At 69.3% G+C, this 25,915-nt stretch carries 22 protein-coding genes; 5 read left to right on the top strand and 17 right to left on the bottom strand.

Going from position 1 to position 25,915, the window contains the following annotated elements:
* Positions 1 to 17 precede the first annotated feature (17 nt).
* From tsaE to ACWAT3_RS07400, 8 genes are all read right to left on the bottom strand, one after another.
* A complete protein-coding gene (gene tsaE, locus ACWAT3_RS07435; RefSeq protein ID WP_460797157.1) occupies positions 18 to 500 on the bottom strand; it encodes a tRNA (adenosine(37)-N6)-threonylcarbamoyltransferase complex ATPase subunit type 1 TsaE in 483 nt (160 codons plus the stop codon).
* Positions 497 to 1,603 (bottom strand): alanine racemase, encoded by a 1,107-nt coding sequence (gene alr / locus ACWAT3_RS07430; RefSeq protein WP_460797155.1) that lies wholly within the window; start codon positions 1,601 to 1,603, stop codon positions 497 to 499. The genes tsaE and alr overlap by 4 nt, the downstream gene beginning before the upstream one ends.
* Positions 1,600 to 1,959, bottom strand: coding sequence for a holo-ACP synthase (locus ACWAT3_RS07425; RefSeq protein ID WP_460797153.1), 360 nt, complete (start codon positions 1,957 to 1,959; stop codon positions 1,600 to 1,602). The genes alr and ACWAT3_RS07425 overlap by 4 nt, the downstream gene beginning before the upstream one ends.
* A gap of 86 nt (positions 1,960 to 2,045) precedes the next feature.
* The gene (gene glmS / locus ACWAT3_RS07420) at positions 2,046 to 3,893 is read right to left on the bottom strand and encodes a glutamine--fructose-6-phosphate transaminase (isomerizing) (RefSeq protein ID WP_460797151.1); all 1,848 of its coding nucleotides are present in this window, start codon (positions 3,891 to 3,893) and stop codon (positions 2,046 to 2,048) included.
* A 73-nt stretch (positions 3,894 to 3,966) separates the two neighbouring features.
* Entirely contained in the window at positions 3,967 to 4,920 is a 954-nt protein-coding gene (coaA, locus tag ACWAT3_RS07415) for a type I pantothenate kinase (protein WP_460797149.1), read from the bottom strand.
* Between the two features lie 20 nt (positions 4,921 to 4,940).
* On the bottom strand, positions 4,941 to 7,427 hold the full coding sequence (locus tag ACWAT3_RS07410; protein WP_460797148.1) for a glycoside hydrolase family 3 C-terminal domain-containing protein: 2,487 nt from the start codon (positions 7,425 to 7,427) through the stop codon (positions 4,941 to 4,943).
* Complete coding sequence (gene yicI, locus ACWAT3_RS07405) at positions 7,427 to 9,748, bottom strand: alpha-xylosidase (RefSeq protein ID WP_460797146.1); 2,322 nt, start codon at positions 9,746 to 9,748, stop codon at positions 7,427 to 7,429. The genes ACWAT3_RS07410 and yicI overlap by 1 nt, the downstream gene beginning before the upstream one ends.
* Positions 9,745 to 11,799 (bottom strand): beta-galactosidase, encoded by a 2,055-nt coding sequence (locus ACWAT3_RS07400; protein WP_460797144.1) that lies wholly within the window; start codon positions 11,797 to 11,799, stop codon positions 9,745 to 9,747. The genes yicI and ACWAT3_RS07400 overlap by 4 nt, the downstream gene beginning before the upstream one ends.
* Before the next feature lie 68 nt (positions 11,800 to 11,867).
* Here ACWAT3_RS07400 and ACWAT3_RS07395 point away from each other — a divergent pair, with 68 nt between their 5' ends.
* From ACWAT3_RS07395 to ACWAT3_RS07385, 3 genes are read left to right on the top strand one after another with little or no spacing between them, the layout of a single operon-like run.
* A complete protein-coding gene (locus tag ACWAT3_RS07395) occupies positions 11,868 to 14,282 on the top strand; it encodes a glycosyl hydrolase family 95 catalytic domain-containing protein (protein WP_460797731.1) in 2,415 nt (804 codons plus the stop codon).
* Positions 14,276 to 15,277 (top strand): LacI family DNA-binding transcriptional regulator, encoded by a 1,002-nt coding sequence (locus tag ACWAT3_RS07390; RefSeq protein WP_460797142.1) that lies wholly within the window; start codon positions 14,276 to 14,278, stop codon positions 15,275 to 15,277. Before ACWAT3_RS07395 ends, ACWAT3_RS07390 begins: the two co-directional genes overlap by 7 nt.
* Positions 15,274 to 15,876, top strand: a complete 603-nt coding sequence (locus ACWAT3_RS07385) for a DUF624 domain-containing protein (RefSeq protein WP_460797140.1) — start codon at positions 15,274 to 15,276, stop codon at positions 15,874 to 15,876. Before ACWAT3_RS07390 ends, ACWAT3_RS07385 begins: the two co-directional genes overlap by 4 nt.
* 272 nt (positions 15,877 to 16,148) lie before the next feature.
* On the opposite strand, the gene ACWAT3_RS07380 is transcribed toward ACWAT3_RS07385, so the two are convergent.
* Genes ACWAT3_RS07380 through ACWAT3_RS07370 form a run of 3 tightly spaced genes read right to left on the bottom strand, consistent with a single transcriptional unit; the run spans position 16,149 to position 19,918 of the window.
* On the bottom strand, positions 16,149 to 17,900 hold the full coding sequence (locus tag ACWAT3_RS07380; protein ID WP_460797138.1) for a type 2 periplasmic-binding domain-containing protein: 1,752 nt from the start codon (positions 17,898 to 17,900) through the stop codon (positions 16,149 to 16,151).
* Positions 17,901 to 17,943: 43 nt separating this feature from the next.
* Complete coding sequence (locus ACWAT3_RS07375) at positions 17,944 to 18,909, bottom strand: carbohydrate ABC transporter permease (RefSeq protein ID WP_460797136.1); 966 nt, start codon at positions 18,907 to 18,909, stop codon at positions 17,944 to 17,946.
* Between the two features lie 10 nt (positions 18,910 to 18,919).
* Positions 18,920 to 19,918, bottom strand: coding sequence for an ABC transporter permease (locus ACWAT3_RS07370; protein WP_460797134.1), 999 nt, complete (start codon positions 19,916 to 19,918; stop codon positions 18,920 to 18,922).
* Positions 19,919 to 20,165: 247 nt separating this feature from the next.
* Between ACWAT3_RS07370 and ACWAT3_RS07365 the strand changes: the two genes are divergently transcribed.
* Positions 20,166 to 21,131 carry an acetylxylan esterase gene (locus ACWAT3_RS07365; protein WP_460797132.1) on the top strand — a complete coding sequence of 322 codons (966 nt, stop codon included), beginning with the start codon at positions 20,166 to 20,168 and terminating at the stop codon, positions 21,129 to 21,131.
* Positions 21,132 to 21,172: 41 nt separating this feature from the next.
* Positions 21,173 to 22,117 (top strand): Ppx/GppA phosphatase family protein, encoded by a 945-nt coding sequence (locus tag ACWAT3_RS07360; RefSeq protein ID WP_460797131.1) that lies wholly within the window; start codon positions 21,173 to 21,175, stop codon positions 22,115 to 22,117.
* A 19-nt stretch (positions 22,118 to 22,136) separates the two neighbouring features.
* Here ACWAT3_RS07360 and glmM read toward each other — a convergent pair whose 3' ends face one another.
* From glmM to ACWAT3_RS07330, 6 genes are all read right to left on the bottom strand, one after another.
* Positions 22,137 to 23,495 carry a phosphoglucosamine mutase gene (gene glmM, locus ACWAT3_RS07355; RefSeq protein ID WP_460797129.1) on the bottom strand — a complete coding sequence of 453 codons (1,359 nt, stop codon included), beginning with the start codon at positions 23,493 to 23,495 and terminating at the stop codon, positions 22,137 to 22,139.
* Positions 23,496 to 23,510: 15 nt separating this feature from the next.
* Positions 23,511 to 23,999, bottom strand: a complete 489-nt coding sequence (gene rpsI, locus ACWAT3_RS07350) for a 30S ribosomal protein S9 (RefSeq protein WP_460797127.1) — start codon at positions 23,997 to 23,999, stop codon at positions 23,511 to 23,513.
* A 26-nt stretch (positions 24,000 to 24,025) separates the two neighbouring features.
* Positions 24,026 to 24,472 (bottom strand): 50S ribosomal protein L13, encoded by a 447-nt coding sequence (gene rplM / locus ACWAT3_RS07345; RefSeq protein WP_460797126.1) that lies wholly within the window; start codon positions 24,470 to 24,472, stop codon positions 24,026 to 24,028.
* Positions 24,473 to 24,652: 180 nt separating this feature from the next.
* Positions 24,653 to 25,321 (bottom strand): endonuclease/exonuclease/phosphatase family protein, encoded by a 669-nt coding sequence (locus ACWAT3_RS07340; protein ID WP_460797124.1) that lies wholly within the window; start codon positions 25,319 to 25,321, stop codon positions 24,653 to 24,655.
* Positions 25,322 to 25,388: 67 nt separating this feature from the next.
* Positions 25,389 to 25,604 carry a hypothetical protein gene (locus tag ACWAT3_RS07335; protein ID WP_460797122.1) on the bottom strand — a complete coding sequence of 72 codons (216 nt, stop codon included), beginning with the start codon at positions 25,602 to 25,604 and terminating at the stop codon, positions 25,389 to 25,391.
* Between the two features lie 66 nt (positions 25,605 to 25,670).
* Positions 25,671 to 25,856, bottom strand: a complete 186-nt coding sequence (locus ACWAT3_RS07330) for a hypothetical protein (RefSeq protein ID WP_460797120.1) — start codon at positions 25,854 to 25,856, stop codon at positions 25,671 to 25,673.
* Positions 25,857 to 25,915: the final 59 nt, after the last annotated feature.

Raw genomic sequence — 25,915 nt, 5'->3', positions numbered from 1 at the left:
AGTCGGCCCCGACTCCGTCACCGCTCGACGCGGGCGATCTCCACGACGCGCGGTGCGTCGGCATCCAGATCCTCGTCCGCAACGCCCTCCGCGCCGCCGATGGGCCGCGAGAGCTCGATGTCCCACCAGGCGTCGGCCACGGCATCCGCCATGCCCCGCCCCCACTCGATCACGACCACGGAGCGCGCGAAGTCGATGTCGAGGTCGTCGAGTTCGGCGGCGGAGCCGAGCCGATACGCGTCCACGTGCACGAGCGGCGCGCGCCCGACGAGCGACGGATGGGTCCTCGCGATCACGAACGTCGGGCTCTGCACCGGTCCACGGACGCCGAGGCCCTCGGCGAGGCCGCGCGTGAACGTCGTCTTCCCTGCCCCGAGAGGTCCGGTGAGGACGAGCAGGTCTCCGGCCACGAGCTGTTCGCCGATGCGGAGGCCGAGCTGCTCCATCTCCTCGGCCGTGGCGACCTCACGGCGACCGAGGAACGCCGGATCGACGCTCATACCCCGCGCCTCGGAACGCGGGGACCGATGCGGGTGACGATCTCGTAGTTGATCGTGCTCGCCGCGTTCGCCCATTCCGTGGCCGACGGCACCCCGAGCGTCGGATCTCCGAACAGCACGACCTCGTCGCCGACCGCGACGTGCGTATCGCCGACGTCCACCACGAACTGGTCCATCGCGATGCGGCCGGCCACGGTGAAGCGCCGTCCGCCGATCGTCACCGGCCCTCGGCCGGACGCCTGCCGCGGCACGCCGTCGGCATACCCGAGTGGGACGAGCGCGAGCGACGTCTCCCGATCGGTGCGGTGCACGTAGCCGTACGAGACGCCGGTGCCGGCCGGCACGCGGCGCACGGCGGCGACGGCGGCGCGCAGGGTCATGGCGGGGCGGAGCCCGAGCTCGCCGGCCGAGCGGTCCTCGAACGGAGACAGCCCGTAGATTCCGATGCCGATGCGGACGGCATCCAGACGCGTCTCCGGCAGGTCGATCGCGGCGGCCGTCGCGGCGATGTGGCGGATCTCGGGATGGATGCCGAAGGCCGCTGCCGCCTCGACGCCCTGCTCGAAGCGGGCGAGCGCCGTGCGATCGTCCTGCGGCGACGTATTGGAGAGATGGCTGAACAGGCCGATGATCCGGACCCGCCCGATGCGTTCGAGCCTGGCGGCCTCGGCGAAGACGCGCTGCCAGTCACCGGGGGCGATCCCGTTGCGGCTGAGGCCGGTCTCGATCTTGAGGTGGATGCCGACCGGACGATCCACGGACGCCGCATTGCCTGCCGCCTCCAGCTGATCGAACGACGAGATGCCGACCTCGATATCGGCGGCCGCCGCCTCGACGAACCGCTCGCCCGGCTGGTGCAGCCAGGCCATGATCGGCGCGTGGATGCCCTGCCGACGCAGATTCAGGCCCTCGGCGATCTCGGCGACGCCGAGCCTGGTCGCTCCCCCGGAGAGCGCGGCGACGGCCGCGGTCGCTGCGCCGTGCCCGTAGGCATCCGCCTTGACGACGGCGATCACGTCGACCCCGGTGAGGGCACGCAGGTGCCGCACGTTGTCGGCGATCGCATCGAGGTCGATCGAGGCCTCGCGGAACGGAGTGGTCACAGCGGCTCTCCTTCCGCCACGACGAACGCGGCCGCGAGGCCGGCGTCGTGGCTCAGGGACAGGTGGAGGGTGAGAATGCCGCGGTCGGCGACCACGTCCGCCGTGCTGCCGCTCAGGTCGAAGCGGGGGCGACCGGATTCCTCCGACGCGACCTCGATGTCGATCCATCGGACGCCGTCGGACCCGCCGAGCGCCTTGATGAGCGCCTCCTTGGCGGCGTAGCGCGCGGCGAGGGACGGCAGGCGCAGCGACCGCTCGGCCGGGGCGAACAGGCGCTCCATGAGACGCGGAGTGCGCTGCATCGTCCGCTCGAAGCGTGCGATGTCGACGATGTCGATGCCCGTCCCGATGATCACCGATTCAGCCTACCCGCGCAGGTGCCGTCGACGCCGATCGCCCCGACCAGAGCCCCCGGAGCTGCGCGGCGAACGAGCCGCCCGGCTCACTCCACCGTGACGGACTTGGCCAGGTTGCGCGGCTGGTCGACGTCGAGGCCCTTGGCCGTGGCCAGCGCCATCGCGAAGATCTGCAGCGGGACGACCGACAGCAGCGGCTCGAACAGCGCGCCGGCGAGCGGGATGCGGATGACCTCGTCGGCGAACGGCAGCACGGCGGCGTCGCCCTCTTCGGCCACCACGATCACCCTGGCGCCGCGGGCGCGGATCTCCTGGATGTTCGAGACGACCTTGGCGTGCACGAGCGCCGAGTGCCGCGGCGACGGCACCAGCACGAACACGGGCTGCCCGGCCTCGATCAGGGCGATCGGACCGTGCTTGAGCTCACCGGCGGCGAAGCCCTCCGCGTGGATGTAGGAGATCTCCTTGAGCTTGAGCGCGCCCTCGAGTGCGATTGGGAAGCCGACATGACGCCCCAGGAACAGCACGGAGCGGGTGTCCGCCATCCAGCCGGCGAGCTGCGAGACGTGCTCCTGCTCGCTCTCGAGCACCTTGGCGACCTTCTCCGGCAGCGCCTGCAGCTCGGCGACCTCCACCGAGGCATCCGCGACGGCGCCGCGGACGCGGCCCATGTGCAGACCGAGCAGCAGCAGGGCGGTGATCTGCGCGGAGAACGCCTTGGTCGAGGCGACGGCGACCTCGGGGCCGGCGTGCGTGTAGACGACGGCATCCGACTCGCGCGGGATCGTCGCCCCCTGCGTGTTGCAGATCGACAGCGTGCGCGCGCCGCGCTCACGGGCGTACTTGACAGCCATGAGCGTGTCCATGGTCTCGCCGGACTGGCTGATCGACACGACGAGCGTGTCGGCGCCGATCACCGGGTCGCGGTATCGGAACTCGTGCGCGAGCTCGACGTCGACGGCGACGCGGGCCCACTGCTCGATCGCGTACTTGCCGACGAGGGCTGCGTAGGATGCCGTGCCGCACGCCGTGATGATCACACGCGTGATGCCGGTGAACAGCTCGTCGAGACCGTCGAGCTCCGGGATGACGACCTGTCCGTCCTGGATGCGTCCGCGGATCGTGTTGGCGACGGCCTCCGGCTGCTCGGCGACCTCCTTGGCCATGAACGACGACCAGCCGCCCTTCTCGGCGGCGGCGGCGTCCCAGGACACCTCGAACGGCTCGGCCTCGACCGGAGTGCCCGCGAAGTCGGTGACGGTCACCTCGGAGGGCGTGATCGAGACGATCTGGTCCTGACCGATCGCGAGCGCCTTGCGGGTGTGCTCGACGAAGGCTGCGACGTCGGAGCCGAGGAAGTTCTCGCCCTCGCCGAGGCCGATCACGAGCGGGGAGTTGCGGCGGGCACCGACGACGAGACCCGGGTGGTCCTGGTGCAGCGCGAGCAGCGTGAACGCGCCCTCCAGGCGGTTGACGACGCTGCGGAACGCGAGCTGCAGGTCGCCGCCGTTGTCATGGTAGGCGCGGCCGAGCAGCGCAGCCGCGACTTCGGTGTCGGTCTCGCTGCGGAAGCTCACGCCGGAGGCGGTCAGCTCATCGCGCAGCGCCGAGAAGTTCTCGATGATGCCGTTGTGGATGACGGCGAGCTTGTCGTCGTCCGCCAGGTGCGGGTGCGCGTTGACGTCCGTCGGGCCGCCGTGCGTCGCCCAGCGGGTGTGCCCGATGCCCGTGGCGCCCTCCGCGAGGGGGCTGTCGGCGAGCGAGTCGCGCAGGACGGCCAGCTTGCCGGCCTTCTTGCGCATGCCGAGCCCGCCGTCCTCATCGATGACGGCGATGCCGGCGGAGTCGTAGCCGCGGTACTCGAGGCGGGCGAGGCCGGCGAGAAGGATGTCCTGGCTGGGCCGCGGGCCCACGTATCCGACGATTCCACACATGCTCATAAGGGTAAGCGCGGATTTTTGCGAGGGTCCCGAACAATACCGGACGCCCCGTATCGGCCATGGCGGGTCAGAGCTTGCGCAGCAGCACGCTCTCGACCGCGTGATCGGCGCCCTTGTTCAGCACCAGTCGCGCCCGGTGCCTGGTCGGCATGACGTTCTCGACGAGGTTGGGCATGTTGATCTCGTTCCAGTACCCCATCGCGGTCTGCACCGCCTCGTCATCCGTGAGGTGCGCGAACACGTTGAAGTAGGACGACGGGTTGCTGAACGCCCCCTGGCGCAACGCGAGGAACCGCTCGACGTACCAGCTCGCGATGTGCGACGTGTCGGCATCGACGAAGATCGAGAAGTCGAACAGGTCGCTGACGGCCACGTCGTTCGGCGCCGGCGGCGGCTGCAGCACGTTGAGCCCCTCGACGATGACCACGTCGGGGCGACGAACGACGACGTGCGCATCGGGAACGATGTCGTACCGCATGTGCGAGTAGAACGGCGCCCGCACTTCGGCGGCCCCCGACTTCACCTCGGTGAGGAAGGAGATCAGCGCGCGGCGGTCGTACGACTCCGGGAATCCCTTGCGCTCCATGAGACCGCGACGCTCGAGCTCGGCGTTCGGGTAGAGGAACCCGTCCGTCGTCACGAGCTCCACCCGCGGTGTGCCGGGCCAGCGGCTCATCAGCTCGCGCAGCAGACGAGCGATGGTCGATTTGCCGACGGCGACGGACCCGGCGACGCCGACGACGAACGGCGTCGTGGTGTCGTCTTCCTGAAGGAACGCGCTCGTGGCCGCCCCGAGCCGCTTCGTCGACGTGGCGTAGAGGCTCAGCAGCCGGCTGAGCGGCAAATACACCTCACGGACCTCGGTGAGGTCGAGTCGGTCGCCGATGCCGCGGATCTCGACGACCTCGGTCTCGCTCAGCGGCTGATCGAGATCCGCCGCGAGCCGCGCCCACTCCGCGCGATCGATCTGCCGGTACGGGGACAGCGGGAGCAGAGGGTCGGCGGCGGTCACGGCATCCATCGTATCCGCGCGCCGACCCGTCAGCCGATGAAGAGGGTCGCCTGGACCGGCAGGTCGTCCGCTGACGCCCCCGCCGCGATCCGGTACGCCCCCGGCTGCACGCGCAGCGCACCCTGGTGCAGCCAGTCGTCGACCGCTCCGGCGACCCTGGCATCGGGATCCCACACGGCGAAGCGGGCGAGCTGGAACGAGATCTCCACGTCGCGGGTCTCCCCCGCTTCCAGCCGCACGCGCCGGTACCCGAGCAGCAGTCGCCGTGCGGGTCGGATCGGCAAGCCCTCCGGCGCGAGCCCGTAGACCTGGACGAGCTCCTCCGCCGCCCGCTCGCCGCGGTTCGCGACGCGCACGGTCGCGGTCGCCTCGCCGGCTTCACCGAAGGCGGGATGCCGGTGCGAGGGCGCCGGGGCCGTCGCGTCCTGCGCGGACACCGACACACCCTCGTACGCGACGTCGGCGTACGTCAGGCCGTGGCCGAACGCGAACGCGTACGGGGCCGGCTGATGCCGGTACGTCGCCTGCTGCCGCTGCGTGTCGTAGTCGAACAGGTCGCCCGCCTGAGCAGGGTCAGCCGGCCAGGACTGCGCCAGCCGCCCTGCCGGCTCGCGGTCGCCGCTGAGGACATCGGCGAGGCCCCGACCGAGCTCCTGGCCGGCATGACTCGACCACACCACGGTCGCGGCGGTCGCCGCGTCGCCCAGCACGTACGGGTAGCTCGACACGATCGTCAGGATGGTCGGCGTGCCCGTCTCGTGCGCCGTGCGCCAGATCCCGCTCGCCGCCTCGGGCAGGTACAGGTGCGGGCGGTCCTCGGTCTCGCGGCCGGCGAGATGGGGATCGTTGCCGACGACCACGACGGCGAGATCCGCGGATGCCGCGGCCTCCGCCACCGCCTGGGTGCCGGAGCGCACGGTCCGCACCGCGAACCGCTCGGCGCGGTCGAGCGTCACGCCCTCGGCCAGCACGATGCCGACTTCGCGCGAGATGCGCACCCACCGGCCGGAGCCGAGGTGCAGCAGCGACCACGTCCCGTCCGGATGCACGTGCCTGCGGAAGCTCTCCTGCACGACCCACCCGCCTACCCGCTCCGCGTCGGCCCGCATCGGCCAGGCACCGCCGGTCAGGAGGCGTCCCGAGGCGTGCGAGCGGAGCGTCAGGATGCCGTCGCCCCAGTCGGTGAGATCCCACAGCGCGTCCTCCGTCGCCGACGGGGCGACCGCCGCGACGTGCGCGCCGGCGTCGTCGGAGCGCACGTAGGCTCCGGTGCTCGTGGAGCGGAGCGCGATGGTGTCCGCACCCGTCTCGACGCGGACCTCGGCATCCGGGTAGCGCTCGGCGAGCCCACGGGCCGCACCGACCGCGTACGGGGGCGTGCCGGAGTACCAGTCGGTGAGGACGAGATCCGCCAGGGGGCCGACCACCGCGATCGATCGCGGGGCCGCGAGCGGCAGCACGCCGTCGTCGTTGCGCAGCACCACGACACCCGCGCCGGCGGCCTCGCGGGCGAGCTCTCTCGCCGCCGGTGCGTCGATCGCGTCGACGCCGATCCCCGCGAACGGGTCGGCGTCGCCATCGAACTCGCCGCTGCGGACGCGCATCTCGAGCAGGCGGAGCGCCGCACGATCGATGTCGGCCTCGTCGAGCAGCCCCGCCTCGAGCGCTGCGCGCAGGTGGGTGAGGGTCGGCGTCGCATCGGCGTCGTTGTCGGTGAACGAGTCCATTCCGCCGCGCACCAGAGCCGCAGCGGCATGCGCCATGTCCGGCTGCGCGCCCTGCACGGACACGACGAACGTGGGTGCTCCGGCATCCGATACGATCGCCAGCGACCCTGGCGCCCAGCTGCGCGCTTCGTCGGTGAGCTCGGGCTGGGTGTGCGCCGGCGAGCCGTTGACCTGGTTGTACGCGAGCATGATGCTGCCGGCGGCTTCGCGCTCGATCGGCCCGCGGAAGGCGGGGAGCTCCTCCTCGTGCAGCGTCCGCAGCGACATCTCCGACGAGGTCGCCGAACGGTCGGTCTCATTGCTGTAGGCGAGGAAGTGCTTGAGCGCCGGAACCGTCTTCCAGACGCGCTCGTGGCGTCCGCGCAGGCCCCGCGCGTACGCGGTGCCGAACGCCGCCGTCAGGTGCGGATCCTCGGAGTACCCCTCCTCGTTGCGCCCCCACGCGGGGTGGCGCAGCGTGTTCACGACCGGTGCCCACACGTTCAGGCTCACGAGCGGATTCTCGGCCCGCTTCGCGCGCACCTCGGTCGAGGCGACGTCGCCGACGCGCTCGATCAGGTCGGTGTCCCAGGTCGCGGCCAGCCCCACCGGCTGCGGGAAGACGGTCGCCGTGCCCAGCCAGGCGGCGCCGTGCAGCGCCTCGCAGCCGGTGCGGTACTCGGGGACTCCGAGTCGCTCGATGGGCGGAGCCGCCTGGTGCAGCATCGCGAGACGCTCATCGGACGTCAACCGGGACAGGAGGTCGGCGGCGCGGTCGGCCACCGAGGCCGTGGTGTCGCGGAACAGCATCAGCGGGTCTCCTCGATCGTGATCTGCAGCTCGCCCGCGCCGTCGGCGGTCGCCGAGACGTTCCCGCTCGCCAGGGACCAGGATGCCGCGGCATCCGTGCTCGAGGCGATGATGCGGTCGCCCTCACGGCGCACCCGGAACGTCGTCGCCGGGGTGCCGTCGTGGCCGGGAATCGTGGTGATGCGGTCGTATCCGTCCGGCAGCGCGAAGCAGCGGAGCACGACGCCGTCCGCCCAGGCGTAGTCGGGGCGGTCATCCGTGCTGCCCCAGGGCAGCACGGTCCCCGGGCGGACGCGCAGCGGCACCGAAAGATAGTCGTGCGTCTCCTGCAGCCACCGGCTGCCATCGACCTCCGTGCCGTCCAGGAGCGATGTCCACACCCCGGACGGCACGTAGTACTCGCTGTGACCGTCGGCATCGAACACCGGCGCGACCAGCAGCGCGTCGCCGAGCATGTACTGGGTGTCGGCGTCGAAGCCGCTGCGGTCGTCGGGGAACTCGAGCACCATCGGCCGCATCATCGGGATGCCGGACGCCGCCGCCTGCTCGGCCGCGCCCGCCAGATACGGCATGAGACGCATCTTCAGCTTCGTGAACAGGCGCGTGACCTCCACCGCCTCCTCGTCGAACTGCCACGGCACCCGGAACGAGCTCGAACCGTGCAGGCGCGAGTGCGAGGACAGCAGGCCGAAGGCGAGCCAGCGCTTGAAGAGTCCGGCATCCGGCGTGCCCTCGAACCCGCCGATGTCGTGACTCCAGTAGCCGAAGCCGCTCATCGAGAGCGAGAGACCGCCGCGCAGCGATTCGGCCATCGACAGAAAGGTCGAGTCGCTGTCGCCGCCCCAGTGCACGGGGAACTGCTGGGTCCCGGCGGTCGCCGAGCGAGCGAACAGCACGGCCTCGCCCTTTCCGCGACGCCGCTCGAGCGCGCGGAACACGACCTCGTTGTACAGGCGCGGGTAATGGTTGTGCATGCGGACGGGGTCGGATCCGTCGTGCCAGACGACGCCCTCGGAGGGGATCCGCTCGCCGAAGTCGGTCTTGAAGGTGTCGATGCCCTGGTCCATCAGGCGTTCGATGTGCCCGACGTACCAGTCGGCCGCCTCCGGGTTCGTGAAGTCCACGATGCCCATGCCCGCCTGCCAGAGGTCCCACTGCCAGACGCCGCCGTCGGTGCGCCGGAGGAGGTACCCCTTCTCTGCCGCTTCGGCGAACAGCGCGGAACGCTGAGCGATGTAGGGATTGATCCACGCCGAGATCTTCAGCCCTCGCTCGTGCAGACGCGCGAGCTGGCCTTCGGGGTCCGGGAACATCCGGGGATCCCATTCGAAGTCGGTCCACTGGAACTCCCGCATCCAGAAGCAGTCGTAGTGGAACACGCTCAGCGGCAGGTCGCGCTCGGCGAAGCCGTCGATGAAGCCGTTCACGGTGGCCTCGTCGTACTCCGCGGTGAACGATGTCGTCAGCCAGAGGCCGAACGACCACGCCGGGACGCGCGCCGGGCGGCCGGTGAATGCGGTGTACCTGGTCAGCACGTCCTTGGGCGTGGGGCCGGCGAACAGGTAGTAGTCCAGGGTCTCCCCCGGCACCGAGAACTGTACGCGCGAGTTGACCTCGCTGCCGACCTCGAACGACACCCGGTCAGGGCTGTCGACCAGCACGCCGTACCCCCGGCTGGTGACGTAGAACGGCACCGACTTGTACGACTGCTCGCTCGATGTGCCGCCATCGGCATTCCACGAGTCGACGACCTGGCCGTTCTTCGCGAACGCACCGAAGCGCTCGCCGAAGCCGAACACGCGCTCGCCCGGTTCGATCGAGAGCTGCTGGTGCACCCAGGTGTCGCCGGCGCGCGTCTGCGGTCCGCCGTCCGCGCGGAACGAGTCGTCAGCGGTGAAGTGTCCGATCGATCGAGGCAGCGAGCGGGTGAGCACGCGCCCGTCCTGCTCGAAGCGCACATCCCACGCGCCCTCGCGGGACACGACGACGCGCAGGTCGCCGGTCTCCAGAACCCCTTGCGCGTCGTCGAGCGACACGGTGGGCACGAAGCCGGCCTCGGGGAACGTCTCGAAGTCCGGCCCTGCGGCGATGCGTCCGGCGTGGCGCTGCACGCGGGCCTTCACGACACCGGATGCCGGGGACGAGAACGTGATCGTCAGCATCGGCCGGTTCAGGGTGTCGCCGCGATGACGGATCGTCGCGGTCGGGGCGTAGACCGTCATGGTCCCGGCCTCCGCATCGATGCGGATGTCGTCGACCTCGGCCGCGTAGAGCGGGGCCAGACCCGGTCGGGTGAGCCAGTAGCCATCGGTGAACTTCACCAGGTGCGCCTTTCTGTCAGTGCTCGCACTTCGCCGGGCGCGATGCCGACGGAGCCGTTCGTCTCTTCTCCGGTGAGCAGGTCTACGCGCGACCCGTCCACCGCGATGTCCATGGGGGTGTCGGTGTGGTTCAGCAGGAACAGCACGTCTCCGCGACGCACCGCCTCGAGCCCCTCGGGGAGGAGCCCAGCGGGGCCGCCGAACGCGTCGACGATGCGCGCCGCGGTGAGCACGTCCCCGATCAGCGCGGAGAGCGTCGCGTCGTCGACCACGGCACCCAGGTACCAGGCCGTCCCCTCCCCGACGTCATGCCTGGCGATGGCGGGGACACCGGCGAGCTCTCCGCCGGCATGGCGGGCGAGCACATCGGCACCCTCGGCGCGCAACCGCTCGGCGATGATGCACGCGGACGGCTCGGAGAGTGCGCGACCGGCATCCCATCGCTCGTCCATCGCCAGCGGGCTGCCGGAGTCAGGGACACCGCCCCATTCCTCGCCGCTCACGCCGATCAGTTCCCGCAGCAGCACGGGCGATCGCCCGGTGAGCACCTGCGCGTTCTCATCGGCCACGCCGCTGAACGGGCCGATGACGACGTGCGCCCCGGCCTCGACAGCGCGGCGCAGAGCCGCCGCGGTCGCCGGTTCGACGATGTACGCGTGCGGTACGAGGATCGTCCGGTAGCCCGTCAGATCGGACCCCGCTGGGACGACGTCAGCGGCGACGCCGCGGCGCCACAGTTCGCGATACCAGCGCGCGATCTCGGTCATGGTGCGGAGCCGCGCGGTCGGCCTGGCCGGCTCCTCGCCGGCCCACCACGACGACCAGTCGAACAGGATCGCGACAGCGGTGTCCACCCGAGCGCCCGCGACCGCGGACAGCTTCTTCAGATCGTCGCCCTGGCGGCGCACCCCGCGGAACACGTCGGTGTCGGCCCCGGCGTGCGGAAGCATCGCCGAGTGGAAGCGCTCCGCGCCGGCCCTGGCCTGGCGCCACTGGAAGTAGCACACCGCATCCGCGCCGCGGGCGACCGCCTGCAGCGAATCGCGTCGCGCGCGCAGCGGCGATTTCGGCAGATTGTGCTCGCGCCACGAGGTCGCGCTGATCGCCTGCTCCATGAGCACCCACGAGCGCCCGCCGCCGAGCGAGCGCATGAGATCCTGCACGAGCGCGATGTCGACTGGCGCCTGCGGCGCCGCGGGGTCGGGGTACTGATCATCCGAGACGACGTCGACGTCGTCGGCCCACGCCCAGTAGTCGGTGAGCGCGTGGAAGCCCATGAAGTTCGTCGTGACGGGCTGGGTCGCCCCCGTGTTCCGGATGACATCGCGCAGCTCGCGGTAGCACTCGAGAAGCTGATCCGAGCTGTAGCGGCGGAAGTCCAGCGACTGGGTCGGATTCACCAGGTACGGCATGCGTCGAGGAGGCAGGATCTCGTCGAAGTCGGCGTAGTGCTGCGACCAGAAGGTCGTGCCCCAGGCGTCGTTGAGCGCCTCGATCGTGCCGTAGCGGCGGCGCAGCCAGAGCCGGAACTCCCGCGCGGCCTCGTCGCCGTGATCGATCTGGCCGTACTCGTTGCCGACGTGCCACATCCGCACGGCCGGATGCTCGGCGTACCGCTCGGCGAGGTCTCGCGTGATGGCCGCCGCGTGCTGCCGGTACACCCGGGATGCCGGCGAGAACTGGTTGCGCGATCCGGGGATCAGGCGGACGCCGTCGCGGTCGACCGGCAGCGTCTCCGGGTGTCGGATGCCGAGCCACGGCGGCGGTGAGGCGACGGGCGAGGCGAGGTCGACCGCGATGCCGCCGTCGTGCAGCAGATCGAGCACCTCGTCCAGCCATGCCCACTCGCGCGCACCGGGTGTCGGCTCGATCGCGGCCCAGCTGAACACGCCGACCGTGACGAGGTTCACGCCGGCCTGCTGCATGAGCTCGACGTCTTCGCGCCAGATCTCGGGGCTCCACTGCTCCGGGTTGTAGTCGCCGCCGAACGCGAGTCCCCGCTCGGCGATGAGCGCGTCGAAGGCACGGCGCGGTGCGGTCGTCGTTGACATGGTTTTCCGGTTCTGGATCGAGTTGTCGAAGCGTTTCAACAACGAGACCATATACTAGCCACGTGCCGATGTCCATCGAGGCCGCAGATGCCCTCCACGCTCCCGTTCACGACCGCCGCGTCGAGGCCGCAGACACCCCCTCCACCCCCCTGCCCGACGACCTCCACGTCCTGCGCCACCATCGTCCCGCCGAGCGCTGGACAGCGGCGTTCCCCGTCGGAGACAGCATTCGCGGGGCCATGTGCGAGGGCCGCGTCGGCGGCGAGCGCCTGCATCTCAACGACATCACTGCGTGGTCCGGCGTCGCGATCGAAGACCCGCTGGCGGGTGTCGAGGATCGCGATCCGGCGGTGCAGGACGCCGCACGCGCAGCCATCGCCCGCGGCGACGGCGACGAGGCGGAACGCCTGGTGCAGCGGCAGCAGACCCCCTGGTCGCAGGCCTTCATGCCGCTGGGTCAGGTGGACATCGACCTGATCGGTGTGACGGGCGACAGAGCGACGCTCGTCCGTACCCTCGACCTGCGCACCGCGATCGCCGCGCACGAGTACACCTCGGATGCCGGCCGCGTCAGGCACGAGACCTGGGCGGATGCCGAAGCCGGCGCCATCGTGCACCGCATCGCGGCCGAGCAGCCGGTCCGCGTGCGCGTCTCGGCCGACAGCCTGCTCCGCCTGAACCGCGTCGCGCAGGACGACACCCTCGGCGTCGAGTGGCTTCTGCCCATCGACGTCGCACCGGGGCACGCGGATGCCGCCGAGCCCATCCGCTACGACGAGGCTCTCGGCCGCACAGCGGCGATCTCGATCGTTTCGACGGTCGAGGCGACGGCGGAGGACGGCATCCTCACCACGGAGCCGGCACGCGAGCACGTGCTGCTGATCGGGACCGCGACCGCCCCTCCGCTTCCCGGCGAGCCCGCCGACACGCGCGACGCGATCGCTCGGGCCGCAGTCGCGACGGCATCCGACGCCGCTGACCTGCGTCAGGAGCACATCCGTGCGCACCGGGAGCGGTACGCGCGATGCGCGCTCGCGCTGCCGTCCGCGCCGGGTGCGGAGGAACTGCCGCTGTCCGAGCGGATCGCCCTGGCGCAGGAGCACCCAGACGAGGGACTGGCGGCCCTCGCCTTCCACTACGGCCGGTATCTGCTCCTCTCGTCGTCGCATCGCGCATCCGTCCCGCTGACGCTGCAGGGCATCTGGAATGCCGAGCTGCCCGCGCCGTGGTCGAGCAACTACACGACGAACATCAACCTCGAGATGGCGTACTGGCCGGCCGCGGTGACCGGCCTGCCGGAGTGCCTCGACCCGTTGCGCGCCTTCGTCAGCCGGGTGGCCTCGACCACCGGCCGAGCGGTCGCCCGCGAGCTGCACGACGCCGACGGCTGGGCGCTGCACCACAACTCGGATGCCTGGGGACACGCCGCCCCCGTCGGCGACGGCTCCGGCGACCCGTCGTGGGCGTTCTGGCCGATGGGCGGGGTCTGGCTCAGCCTGCAGGTGTGGGACGCGTTCGCGTTCGACGGCGATGCCGACCGTCTGCGCTCCGAGATCTGGCCGGTGCTGGAGGGGTCGGCGCGCTTCGCGCTGAGCTGGGTCCGCACGGACGGCTCACGCGCGTGGACGAGTCCGTCGACATCACCCGAGAACCGCTTCCTCGACGACGCCGGGGTGCCGAGAGCGCTCGGCGAGTCCACCACGATGGATGTCACGCTGCTGCGCGAGCTGTCAGCGGCGTGCGCGAGCGCGGCGTCGGTGCTCGGTATCGCGCCGGCGTGGCTCGCCGAGCTCGACCGCGTGACGGCGCTGCTGCCCGATCCGCGGGTTCTCCCGGACGGGCGCCTCGCCGAATGGGATCGCGACGTCGCGGATGCCGAACCCTTGCACCGGCATCTGTCGCACCTGGTCGGCCTGTACCCGCTGGCCGCGATCACGCCGGATGGCACCCCCGAGCTGGCGACGGCGGCCGCGAACGCCATTCTCGCCCGCGGACCCGAATCCACCGGCTGGGCGCTCGCCTGGCGCACCTGCATGTGGGCGCGACTGGGCGACGGCGGGCGCGTGCACGACCAGCTCCGGCTGTCGCTGCGCCCGGCGCAGCACGACAAGGGTCAGCGCGGCGGCGTCTACGAGAACCTGTTCAGCGCGCATCCGCCGTTCCAGATCGACGGCAACCTCGGCCTGACCGCCGGCGTCGCCGAGGCCCTGCTGCACTCGCACGGCACCGACGAGGCGCAGACCCGCATCCGCGTGCTGCCCGCTCTGCCGCCGGCGTGGGCGGACGGCGCCGTCGACGGGCTGTACGCGCGCGGCGGCGTCCGCGTCGATCTCGTCTGGCGGGCCGGCGTCATCATCCGGGTACGATTGCGCTCTGATACCGCACGTGCGGTCGTGATCTCGGGCCCAGGTCTGGACGAGACCACGCGGGGACTGCAGCCGGGAGAAGACATGATCATCGAGCCGAAGGAGTCGCGATGGTGACGATCGCCGAAGTCGCACGCGCCGCCGGTGTGTCGATCTCGACCGTGTCCTACGTCATGAGCGGCAAGCGGACGATCTCGCAGGACACGCGGGACCGTGTCGAGCAGGCCATCGCGGACCTGAAGTACAGTCCGCACGCGAGTGCGCGATCACTGGCATCCCGTTCGACCAACGTCATCGGGCTGCAGGCTCCGCTGCGCGCCGGCGTCGATGTGCACGTCGTGATGGAGATCGTCGCCGGTGTCGTGCGCGAAGCGCGCGCGCATCAGTACGACATCCTGCTGCTGACGAGCGACGATGCCGCCGGCCTCAGCAGGGCTGCCCGCGCCTCCATGGTGGATGCGCTGCTCGTGATGGACATCGAGTCCGATGACCCGCGCATCGCGACCCTCGAGGACCTGCCGACGCCCGCACTGCTGATCGGCCTTCCGTCCGGCGCGGACGGCATCGCCTGCGTGGACTTCGACTTCGAGGCGGCCGGCCGGTTGGCCGCGACGCGTCTCGCCGAGCTCGGCCACACCCACGTCGCGCTCATCGGCGCTCCGGAGGAGGTCATGGCGCGGCACACGTCGTACGCCGACCGCCTGGGTCGCGGCTTCCTCGCCGCCGCCGGCGAGCTCGGTCTGGATGCCGAGGTCCACGCGTGCCCGAGCAGTCAGGAAGCCGTGGCCGCGGTGGATGCGATCCTGTCCAAGCGCGCCGATGTCACCGGCATACTGTTCCACAACGAGGGCGCGCTGCCGTATGTCGCCGGGCGCCTCGACTCCGGCCCCGACGGGCGGGAGCTGGACGTGATAGCGCTGTGTCCCGCGAACATTGCGCGGACCGTGCCGACTCTCACCGACAGCATCGACGTCCCGGCCGAGGAGCTCGGCGCCAGCGCGACGCGCGCGATCCTGCAGCTGCTGGAAGGGCACGATCTGCCGCCTGTGCAGCTGCTGGCTCCCCTTCTCGAGTCCGCCTCGGATGCTCCGGCATCCGCCTCCGCGTCATGAAGATCGACCCGGAGAGCCGGTCTCTCCAGGGAATGTCCTCGTTCCTCGGATTCATCGCACTGAACGTGATGTACCTCGCGATGTGCATCCCTGTCGTGACGATCCCAGCGGCGACGAGCGCGCTGTACGAGGTCATGATCCGCTACTCGGACGACGAGAGCGGACGCCCCGTGAAGGACTTCTTCCCCGCTTTCGGTCGTAACGCCGTGCGCGCCAGCCTGCTCGGACTGTGCCTCGCCGTTCCGATGCTGCTGCTGGCCGCGAGCGCGGTGTTCTGGGCGTCGCACCCGAGCCTGCTGGCCGGAGCCGCGACCATCGTGGCGACCATCGCCGCGATCTACCTGTTCGCCGCCTTCCTGTTCGCGATGGCGCTCACCGCCGTGTTCACCACGCCGTTCCGCCAGACGCTCAAGAACGCACTGCTGCTCCCCGCCGCAGAGCCGGTGCGCACGTTCGGCATCCTGCTCATCCCGATCGCCCTGGTGTGCATCACCGTGGTGTTCCCGATGTTCGGGGTCGTCCTCGTCACGATCGGGTTCTCGATCGGTGCGTATGCGACGGCGTTCCTGTTCCGCAGCGTCTTCGCCCGCCGCGGCTGATCTCGCGCTGTCGGCCCGCCTGCCACGGCCGCGCGGCATCGCAAGGCGTCCCTAATGGTCGCCTCCACCGCACTGACACGACCCGCGGAGATCCCGGCACGGCCGACCCTCCCCCGCCACAGGCCCCAAAGGGCCTCCACCACCGCCCCGAAGCGACCACACGCGGCCCCCACCAGCACCCCACCCCGACGCGAGCCACGGCATCCGCCCCGGCGCACGCGAAAGGGGCCCGGCACGAGCCGGGCCCCTTGTGCGTGCGGGAGGGAGAGCCCTTACTCCGCGAACTCCTCCGCGACCGCGACGCGGGCGTCGTTCTGCTCCTTGGCGCGGTCGAGGTCGACCTCGAGCACGTCCTCGTAGCCGAGACCCTTCGCGGTGTCCTGCAGGTCGGCCCACAGCTTCTCGAAGTCGGCCTCGCTCTCGGCGAACGTCGCCTGCCACGAGTACTGCACGACGACGGCCTTCACCTGGTTGCGCAGCGCCTCGGTCTGCGAGTCATCCGCGGGGATCGTGTAGCTCGCGCCCGGCCCGACGAGGAGCTGGTCGTTTCCGCGCAGGTACTCCATGGTGCTCGTCGCGTCATCCATGTGCGATGACCAGTCCGCCTTGAGCTCATTGGTCGTCAGCTCCTGGTAGTGCGGCCAGAACTGGTAGTTGTACGGCAGGCCCGTGGCCTCGTCGACGTCGTTCGGAAGGACGACGTTGACATTCAGCGTCGACGCACCGTCGATGTAGCTGCCACCGCCGAACTCCTCGGGCACGGTCGCGTCACCGGTCAGAAAGACCTCCTGACCGAACTCGGTCAGCTCCGGTCCGGTGTCGCCGAGCTCCCACGTGAGACCCTCGAGACCGGCGGCGCCCTGCGTCTGGCTGCTGTTCGTGTAGCTGCCCTCGGCCGAGTACAGCCAGTTGATGAACGCGGCGATGCGCTCAGGGTCCTCGGCCTGCGATCCGATCGCGAGGACCTGCTTGCCGCCGTATGCCTCTGCACCGTAGGAGTAGATCGTCTGATCCTCGATCGGCACCAGCATGAAGCCGCTGCCGGCGTTCATGTTGTCCTCGGTGTTGTAGGCGGCCTGTCCCAGCCAGGGCCACCAGGAGTACAGCACCTGACCGTTCTGGAACTTCGACCACAGCGTGTCGTAGTTCTGCGTCGTCGACTCGGGGTCGACCAGACCCATGCGGTACGCCTCGTTGTAGAACTTCAGGACGCGGTGGTACTCGCCCTCGTCATCCAGGATGCCCTGGTAGTCGGATCCGTCGCCCTTGGCGAGCGCGAAGCCCAGCTCGTCGTAGCCGTAGTACGTGATCGGCTGCTTGGCGTTGTTCATCATGTTGCCGTCCCAGTCCTTGAACAGGGAGAGCGCGTAGACCTTCTTGCCGTTCGGAGCCGTCGGCTGCAGATCCTGCATGTCCTTCAGGACGGGCAGCAGGTCCTCGAGCGTGCTGATCTCCGGGTAGCCGAGCTGCGAGTACAGGTCCCAGCGCAGGTAGGCGCCGAACGTCGGCTCGAGCCCCTCGCTGGGCTCGGTGGGCAGGATGCTGGACACGGACGTCGGGAACGCGTAAACGCCGTCCTTGCCGTCGTTGAGCTTGTCGACCGCCTTCTCGAAGCGATCGAGGTTCTCCATCGCCGGATAGTACTTCGACGTGTCGAGGACCAGACCGCCCTCGATCAGTTCGTCGAGCTTCTGGCCTTTGTCCGTGACGATGAGGTCGCCGAGATCCCCGGCCGAGACGCGGGTGTTGTAGAGCGTGTCGCCGCCACCGGCGACGTTCGGCGCGATGATGTTCAGCTTCATGTTGAACTTCTCGTGGACCAGTTCGCCGAACCAGCCCTCCTGCATGCCCATGTAGTTGGCGAGGCCGTCGAATACGTCGATCGTGATCTCGTCCTCCCACTCGGACGGGAACGCGTCGACCTGGCTCTCGTCGGTCTCGGGCGTGTCGCCGGTGCACGCGGCGAGCGAGCCGACCGCGAGGAGTGCGATGACTCCCGCCGCGACTTTCCTCTTCAGCTTCATTGCTTTCCTTTCTTGGGTGTGCGCGACTCTCGGGGCGTTGCCGTCAGCCCTTGACGGCGCCCAGCATGATGCCCTTCACGAAGAAGCGCTGGAACAGGGGGTAGATGAAGATGATCGGCAGCACGACGATCACCGATACGGTCATGCGGATCGAGGTCGGCGTCTGCGACGTCGCCGCCGACACGATGCCGCTCAGGTCGCCGCCGGCGTTCTGCGCGGCCTGCGCGAGACTCGAGGCCTGGTTGATGAACATGTAGAGCAGGTACTGCAGCGTGTACAGGCTCTGGTCCGTGACGTAGATCAGGGTGTCCTGGAAGCTGTTCCACTGCGCCACCGCGGAGAAGATCGCGACCGTCGCGAGGATCGGTGTCATGTTGGGCAGGTAGACACGGAAGAAGATCTGGACGATGTTCGCGCCGTCCAGTTCAGCCGCCTCCTGCAGCGACTCCGGCATCGACTCGACGAAAGTCTTGACGAGAATGATGAAGAACGGCTGCACGATGAACGGCAGCACGTACACCCAGAAGTTGTTGGTCAGGCCGAGGTTCTTCATGATGATGAAGACCGGGATGAGGCCGGCGCTGAAGTACATCGTGATGATGATGAACCGGTACCAGAACTGCCGGGCCCACATCTTCTTCTGCGTGAACATGAATCCGAGGAAGGCCGAGGCGAGGACGGTGAAGACCGTGCCGATCACGGTGCGCGCGATGCTGACGACCGCCGCGAGCGGCAGCCCGTTGAGCTTGAACACCTCTTTGTAGTTGTCGAGGTGCACATCGATCGGCCATAGACGGACGTCGCCGAGCGCCGAGACGTCGTTGGCGCTGATCGAGTTGATGATGAGGTAGTAGAACGGGTACGCGCACAGCACGACCAGGAGTGCGAACACCGTGTAGTTGACGATCGCGAACATCACGTCGCCGCCGTGGCGTTCGGCCTCGACCTTGCGCTTCTTCGGACGGACGGGCCGGACGGGGCGCGTGGGGGGTGCGGTCAGAGCGGTCATGGTGCGCCTCTCAGACGATCGATTCGCCGCGCACACGCTTGGCGATCGCGTTGACGGTGAACAGGAGGATGACCGACACGATGCTCTTCAGCATCCCGATCGCGGTCGCCATCGACAGGCTGTTGCCGGTCATGCCGATGTTGTAGACGTACAGATCGAGGACCTGGATCCACTCCTTGTTGAACGCGTTCTGGAACACGTAGTACTGCTCCATCCCGTTGTTCAGGAGGTTGGCGATCGACAGCAGAAGGAGGACGAGGTAGGTGGGCATCAGCTGCGGCACCGTGATGTACCACATCTTCTGGAAGCGCCCAGCGCCGTCGATCTCGGCCGACTCGTACAGCGACTGGTCGATGCCCGCGATCGCCGCGAGGTAGATGATCGCGCCCCAGCCGAGTCCCTTCCAGATGCTCCACAGCGTCATGGTGAGCCAGACGTTCTGGTCGGTGTCGAGGAACTTGATCGGTGCGGTGATGAGGCCCCAGTCGCCCAGCACGTTGTTGACGAGCCCGGAACTGGAGAAGAGCGAGAACGCGATCATGTAGACGAGCACCCAGGAGATGAAGTTGGGGAGCGTCGTCAGGGTCTGAACGGCGTTGCGGAACCAGGGGGCGCGGATCTCGTTGAGGAAGATCGCGAACCCGAGCGGCAGGATGCTGGTGGCGATGCCGAGGAAGCTGATCGCGAGGGTGTTCATCATCACCTGCGCGATCTGGGCGACCTGCGTCGGCGAGCTGACCAGCATTTCGAACCACTGCAGGCCGACGAACTCGCTGCCGGAGAGGCCGAGCGCCGGCTTGTAGTCGTACAGCGAGTAGATCCAGCCGTACAGCGGGAAGTAGGAGAACAGGAACGCCAGGATGATGAAGGGCAGGATCACGAGGAACATGCCGTAGGACTTGCGCCCGCCCGCCTGCTGCTTGTCCCGCGGTCGGCGCCGCCCGCGCGACGGGCGCTCCTCGTCGTCGAGCTGCGTGACCATGGTCTCGGTCAGGGTCGTGGTCGTCATCGTGCCATGCCTTGCGCGTCGGGGGCGTCCTCGCCCGCAGGTTGTCGAATCGCTTCGATTGAATAAACCACGTCGGCGACGGTTCGTCAATCTTCGCGGCGTCACACCCGGGTAACGATCGGAGAGCGCTCCCATGTGCGAAACAGCATCGAAACGCTTCGACACAAAGATAGGCGCTTCTACGACCCCGCGCAACCTCGCGTCTTGCGTTTCGCGAAACCGCGAGTCCACCCGCTACCGTGATGCCGTGGCTTTGACTGATCTCCCCCTCGACGAGCTCGAGACCTACCGTCCTGCCGTCGCCGAACCCGCCGACTTCGATGCGTTCTGGCAGCGCACGCTGAGCGAGGCGCGCACCGCAGCGACGCCGCTCGCGCTGACCCCCGCCGACACCCCGGTTACCCAGCTGATCGTGGAGGACCTCACGTTCAGCGGCTTCGGCGGCGATCCGATCCGCGCCTGGGTCACTCGCCCGCGGACCGACGAACCGCTGCCGACGGTTGTGGAGTACATCGGCTACGGCGGCGGCCGAGGCATCCCCGGCGAGCGGCTGCAATGGGCGTCAGCCGGCTACGTCCACGTGCTCATGGACACCCGCGGCCAGGGCGCGAACTGGGGCTCCGGCGGCGACACCCCCGATCCGCACGGGTCCGGATCCGCCTCGACCGGATACATGACGCGCGGCATCGAGCACCCGGACACGTACTACTACCGCCGACTCTTCACGGATGCCGTGCGCGCCGTCGACACCGCGCGCGAGCTCCCCTTCGTGCGCGCGGATCGCGTCAGCGTGACGGGCGCCAGCCAGGGCGGTGGCATCTCGATCGCCGCCGCTGCCCTGCACCCCGACGTCTTCGCCGCGATGCCCGATGTGCCGTTCCTGTGCCACTTCCGCCGGTCGGTGGAGCGGACTCCCGACCACCCATACGCCGAGATCGAGCGCTATCTCGCCGTGCACCGCGGCCGGATCGATCAGGTCTTCGAGACGCTGTCGTACTTCGACGGAGTGAACTTCGCGCGCCGCATCCAGCAGCCCGCACTGTTCTCCGCCGCCCTGATGGACGGTATCGTCCTGCCCTCGAGCGTCTACGCCGCGTACAACCACCTCGCCTCAGCGGATCTCGAGATCGCCGCGTACCCGTTCAACGGTCACGAAGGCGGACAGATCGCGCAGTGGGTGCGCCAGGCGGACTGGCTCGCCGCGCGGGTGTAATCGCGCCGCGGTCGGGCACCGCGCGCCGGTACGCTTTCTCCGTGCGCTTGGGAGTCATCGACATCGGTTCGAACACCGTCCATCTGCTCGCTGCAGACGTCCGCCCCGGCGGCAGGCCGCTGGCGACGACGAGCGATCGGACCGTCCTGCGCCTCATGCGCTACCTCACGGATGACGGTTCGATCTCGGAGGACGGCGTGCGCGCTCTCGTGGCGGCCGTCACGCGTGCACGCACCGTCGCCGACTCCGAGAACGTCGGCGCCCTGCTCGCCACCGCCACCAGCGCCGTCCGAGAGGCCACGAACGGACCGGACGTCATCGCGCGCATCGAGGCTGCCCTCGGCCAGCCGCTGCAGGTGCTCGACGGCGAGACCGAGGCTGAGCTGACGTTCCTCGCCGTCCGCCGCTGGTTCGGCTGGTCGGCCGGCCAGCTGCTGCTGCTCGACATCGGCGGCGGGTCTCTCGAGATCGCGGCGGGGTCGAACGAGATCCCGGATGCCGCAGCATCCGTCCCGCTCGGCGCCGGCCGCACGACCGTCGAGTTCCTGCCGGAGGACCCACCGGGTGAAGAGGCCGTCGAACGGCTCCGCGCCCACGCCGTCTCGGTGCTGTCGCACGTGACGCCGACGTTCGACGCTCTCCCCCGACCCGATCACGTGGTCGGCTCGTCGAAGGCCATCCGCTCGCTCGCGCGACTGGTCGGCTACCCCGTACCCGGTTGGTCGGGCATCGACCGGATGCTCCTGCCCCGCGAAGAGCTCGGCTCCTGGATCCCCCGCCTCGCGCGCCTGCCCGCATCCGCCAGGCAGGAGCTGCCCGGCATCACCCCCGACCGCACATTCCAGATCGTCGCAGCCGCAGTCGCGCTGCACACCGCGATGCGCATGCTGAATGTGAAGGAACTCGAGGTGTCGCCGTGGGCGCTGCGCGAGGGCGTGCTGCTGCGCTACATCGAATCGATGAGCTGGAGCGGCACCGGCATCTGAGCCGGCGCCGCTCTGCGGCTCAGAGCGCCAGACGCTCCTTGACCACGTCGGCGAGCTGCTGGGCGTAGCCCTGCGCCGACTCGGCATCCGCTGCTTCGACCATGACGCGCACGAGCGGCTCGGTGCCGGACTTGCGCAGCAGGACGCGGCCGGTGTCGCCGAGCGCCTGCTCGACGGCGCGGACGGCATCCTGCACGCCAGCATCCTCTGCGACACGGTCCTTGTCGACGCCGCGCACGTTGGTGAGCACCTGCGGGTACACCGTCATGACGTTCGCCAGCTCAGCGAGGGTCTTCTTCTGTCGCGCCATCTCGGCGACGATGTGCAGACCCGTCAGCAGGCCGTCGCCGGTGGTCGCGAACTCGCTCATGATGACGTGTCCGGACTGCTCGCCGCCGAGGGCGTAGCCGTTCGCGTTCATGTCCTCGAGGACGTAGCGGTCGCCGACAGCGGTCTGACGGACCGTGATGCCGTGCTCGCGCATGGCGACGTGCAGACCGAGGTTGCTCATGACGGTCGCGACGAGCGTGTCGTCGGTGAGGTGTCCTCGCTCCTTCATCGCGATCGCGAGGATCGCCATGATCTGGTCGCCGTCGATCGACCGGCCGTCGGCGTCGACCGCGAGGCAGCGGTCCGCGTCGCCGTCGTGGGCGATGCCGACGTCGGCGCCGAGGCGGATGACCGCTTCCGCGAGCTGGTCGAGGTGCGTGGAGCCGACGCCGTCGTTGATGTTCATGCCATCGGGGTCGGCGCCGATCACGGTCACCTCTGCCCCGGCATCCCTGAACGTCTCCGGAGAGACGCCTGAAGCGGCGCCGTTCGCGCAGTCGAGTACGACGTGCAGGCCGTCGAGACGGTGCGGAAGCGAGCCGAGCAGGTGCACGACGTAGCGGTCCTCGGCATCCGAGAAGCGCTGGATGCGACCGACGGACGCGCCGGTGGGCAGCAGCTTCTCCCCGGACATCGCGGCCTCGATGCGCTCCTCGACGACGTCGGGAAGCTTCACGCCGCCGCGGGCGAAGATCTTGATGCCGTTGTCCGGCGCAGGGTTGTGCGACGCCGAGACCATGACCCCGAAGTCGGCATCGCGATCGGCGACGAGGAACGCCAGGGCCGGGGTCGGGATCACTCCGGCATCGAGGACGTCGACACCGGAGGAGGCAAGGCCGGCCGAGACGGCGGCGGCCAAGAATTCACCGGAGACGCGCGGGTCGCGGGCGACGACGGCGGTGAGCCGCTTGCCCTGCGCCTTGCGCGCCTCGGCAGTACGGCCCTGGCCCAGGACGACCGCAGTCGCCTGGGCCAGGGAGAGCGCCAGGTCGGCGGTGAGGATGCCGTTGGCAAGACCTCGCACGCCGTCCGTGCCGAACAGTGCCATGGAGGACTGTCGGGCTTAACGCTTCGAGTACTGAGGCGCCTTGCGGGCCTTCTTGAGACCAGCCTTCTTGCGCTCCTTGACGCGAGCGTCACGGGAGAGGAAGCCGGCCTTCTTCAGGGTGGCGCGGTTGTTCTCGACGTCGATGCCGTTCAGCGCGCGGGCGATGCCCAGGCGCAGCGCACCGGCCTGGCCCGAGGGGCCGCCACCGGAGATGCGGGCGATCACGTCGTACGAACCGGCGAGGTTCAGCACCGTGAACGGGTCGTTGATCAGCTGCTGGTGCAGCTTGTTCGGGAAGTAGTCCTCGATCGTGCGGCCGTTGACCGTGATCGTGCCGGAGCCGGGGACGAGACGCACGCGGGCGATGGCCTGCTTGCGACGACCGACAGCGGCGCCCGGGACGCTCAGCACGGGACGGGGAGCCGTCTCCGCTGCCGCGTCGGCCTCGGGGGTCGCAGTGGTGTAGTTCTGCGGGAATTCGTTGGTGTCCTGGATGTCAGCCACGAGTATGTCCTTAGTCGTTGCGGCGCTTACTGGGCGACCTGGTCGAGGGTGTACGTCTGGGGCTGCTGTGCGGCGTGCGGGTGCTCAGCGCCCACGTAGACCTTGAGCTTGCCCAGCTGCTGGCGGCCGAGGCTGTTCTTCGGGAGCATGCCCCGGATGGCCTTCTCGACGGCGCGGACGGGGTTCTTCTCCAGCAGTTCTTCGTAGGAGACCTTCTTCAGGCCGCCCGGGTAGCCGGAGTGGCGGTAGGCCATCTTCTTCTGGAGCTTCTGACCCGTGAGCGCGACCTTGTCAGCGTTCACGATGATGACGAAGTCACCCGAGTCGATGTGGTTGGCGAAGGTCGGCTTGTGCTTGCCGCGCAGGAGCGCTGCGGCGTGCGAGGCGAGGCGACCGAGAACGACGTCAGTGGCGTCGATGACGACCCAGTCACGCTGGACCTGCCCGGCCTTCGGGGTGTAAGTGCGCGTCACGATAGTGCTGCTTTCTTGTTCGAACGGAGGAGTTCGTGAATCCCACTCCGGGGTGGTTCGCTTCTGCTCGCTGAGCTTGTCGAAGCGAACACGCCAGTGGAGGGCTCACGTTCGCGGTGCCGCAGTATGGCACCAAAGGGTTAGCTTACGGCACTGCGGCCGGAATCGCGAATCACGCGCCTACTCGAGGCGGGCGGTGATGAGGATCGGGCGATGATCGCTCGCGCGCTGCGGCAGCGTGCGGATGCTGTCGATGTCGAACCCCTCGGATGTGGCGAAGTCGTAGTGGCCTTTGAACACGCGGTAGCGCGTGTACGTGCGCTCATCCGACAGCGTCAGCGTGTACCCGTGATCGCGAACGGTCTGTCCGAGGTTCTCCTTGAACACCGGGTAGTTGTAGTCGCCGACCATCAGGATCGGAACCCCTGGCCCGAGCTTCTCGAGTTCGGTGAGCGCGCTGCGGATCTGATTGCGTCGCAGCGAGTTGAGCGCCGTGAGGGGAGCCGCGTGGAACGACGCCACGATCATCTCGCGCCCGTCGTCGATGTCGAACAGCCGCACGCCGAGGACCCGCTCATGCGCAGGGCGCAGCACCCGGTCGTGCAATGACTTCTTCAACTCGATCGCGCGGATCGAGTGCAGGCGGAACGTGTTCTCGCGGTAGAAGACGGCGAGCCCCAGGCGGTTCCCCTGCGTCGCCTGGGCGAGCACGAGATCGCCCACGCGCTCCGGCAGGGCCGCCACATCGCACTCCTGAAGGCACAGCACATCCGCGCTGTGCTCGTCGATGAGCGCATCGAGTTCACCGGCCGCCCGGTGCTTTCGCAGGTTGTAGGAGATGACCTTCATCGTCTCTCACGCTAGACCCTGCGGCTGTGTGCGGGGTAGCGCTGTGGAGTACGGCATCCGAACGGCGTCAGTCGTCCTCGTCGAACCCCCAGCGGATGCCGAGCACACCCGGTCCGAACCCGAACCGTGCCACGTGAACGGAGCGCGGGCCGATCGTCAGCGGCTTCACGGCGTGGTCGGTTCCGGCGTCGGTGTACTCCTCGCACCAGTCCGGCACCGCGCCGTCCGGGAATCGCACCCAGATCACGACCTGCCTGTTCTGCCGATCGAGCCCGTGCCACACGTTGCGCCGCTCCGGGTAATTGCGCGACGGTGCCCAGCGCGATGGCCGTCTCCTCGACCTGACGGTTCACCTCATCAGCCGGGACGCGGGCTTCGGCTCCGATCGCCGGCTCACGCGCGACGCCGGGCGGATCAGGCGCGACAGCTGACCGCGGTCGAGACCGAGGATGTCCTCGATGTCGTCGATCGCCGCAAGCGACTGCGCTCCTTCCGGCTGGCGTGCGCCCGAGCGCCAGTGGCTGAGCGCCGCCATCGAGACGGGGTTGCCGCGAGGCGCCGGTGCAGTTCCGCGAGGCTCTTCCCGCGGGCGTC

Source organism: Microbacterium sp. GXF0217, from assembly GCF_054798195.1.
Note: the sequence above shows the minus strand (reverse complement) of the source record. Positions and strands in the feature narration are given on the sequence as shown.

Bases quoted from the DNA above. Each gene is read 5' to 3' on its own strand.
- ACWAT3_RS07390 (WP_460797142.1), top strand. From the start codon at position 14,276: ATGGTGACGATCGCCGAAGTCGCACGCGCCGCCGGTGTGTCGATCTCG.
- ACWAT3_RS07330 (WP_460797120.1), bottom strand. From the start codon at position 25,856: ATGGCGGCGCTCAGCCACTGGCGCTCGGGCGCACGCCAGCCGGAAGGA.
- ACWAT3_RS07410 (WP_460797148.1), bottom strand. From the start codon at position 7,427: ATGCTGTTCCGCGACACCACGGCCTCGGTGGCCGACCGCGCCGCCGAC.
- tsaE (WP_460797157.1), bottom strand. From the start codon at position 500: ATGAGCGTCGATCCGGCGTTCCTCGGTCGCCGTGAGGTCGCCACGGCC.
- glmM (WP_460797129.1), bottom strand. From the start codon at position 23,495: ATGGCACTGTTCGGCACGGACGGCGTGCGAGGTCTTGCCAACGGCATC.
- ACWAT3_RS07385 (WP_460797140.1), top strand. From the start codon at position 15,274: ATGAAGATCGACCCGGAGAGCCGGTCTCTCCAGGGAATGTCCTCGTTC.
- ACWAT3_RS07395 (WP_460797731.1), top strand. From the start codon at position 11,868: ATGTCCATCGAGGCCGCAGATGCCCTCCACGCTCCCGTTCACGACCGC.
- ACWAT3_RS07375 (WP_460797136.1), bottom strand. From the start codon at position 18,909: ATGACCGCTCTGACCGCACCCCCCACGCGCCCCGTCCGGCCCGTCCGT.
- ACWAT3_RS07370 (WP_460797134.1), bottom strand. From the start codon at position 19,918: ATGACGACCACGACCCTGACCGAGACCATGGTCACGCAGCTCGACGAC.
- ACWAT3_RS07400 (WP_460797144.1), bottom strand. From the start codon at position 11,799: ATGTCAACGACGACCGCACCGCGCCGTGCCTTCGACGCGCTCATCGCC.
- glmS (WP_460797151.1), bottom strand. From the start codon at position 3,893: ATGTGTGGAATCGTCGGATACGTGGGCCCGCGGCCCAGCCAGGACATC.
- ACWAT3_RS07340 (WP_460797124.1), bottom strand. From the start codon at position 25,321: ATGAAGGTCATCTCCTACAACCTGCGAAAGCACCGGGCGGCCGGTGAA.
- coaA (WP_460797149.1), bottom strand. From the start codon at position 4,920: ATGGATGCCGTGACCGCCGCCGACCCTCTGCTCCCGCTGTCCCCGTAC.
- ACWAT3_RS07380 (WP_460797138.1), bottom strand. From the start codon at position 17,900: ATGAAGCTGAAGAGGAAAGTCGCGGCGGGAGTCATCGCACTCCTCGCG.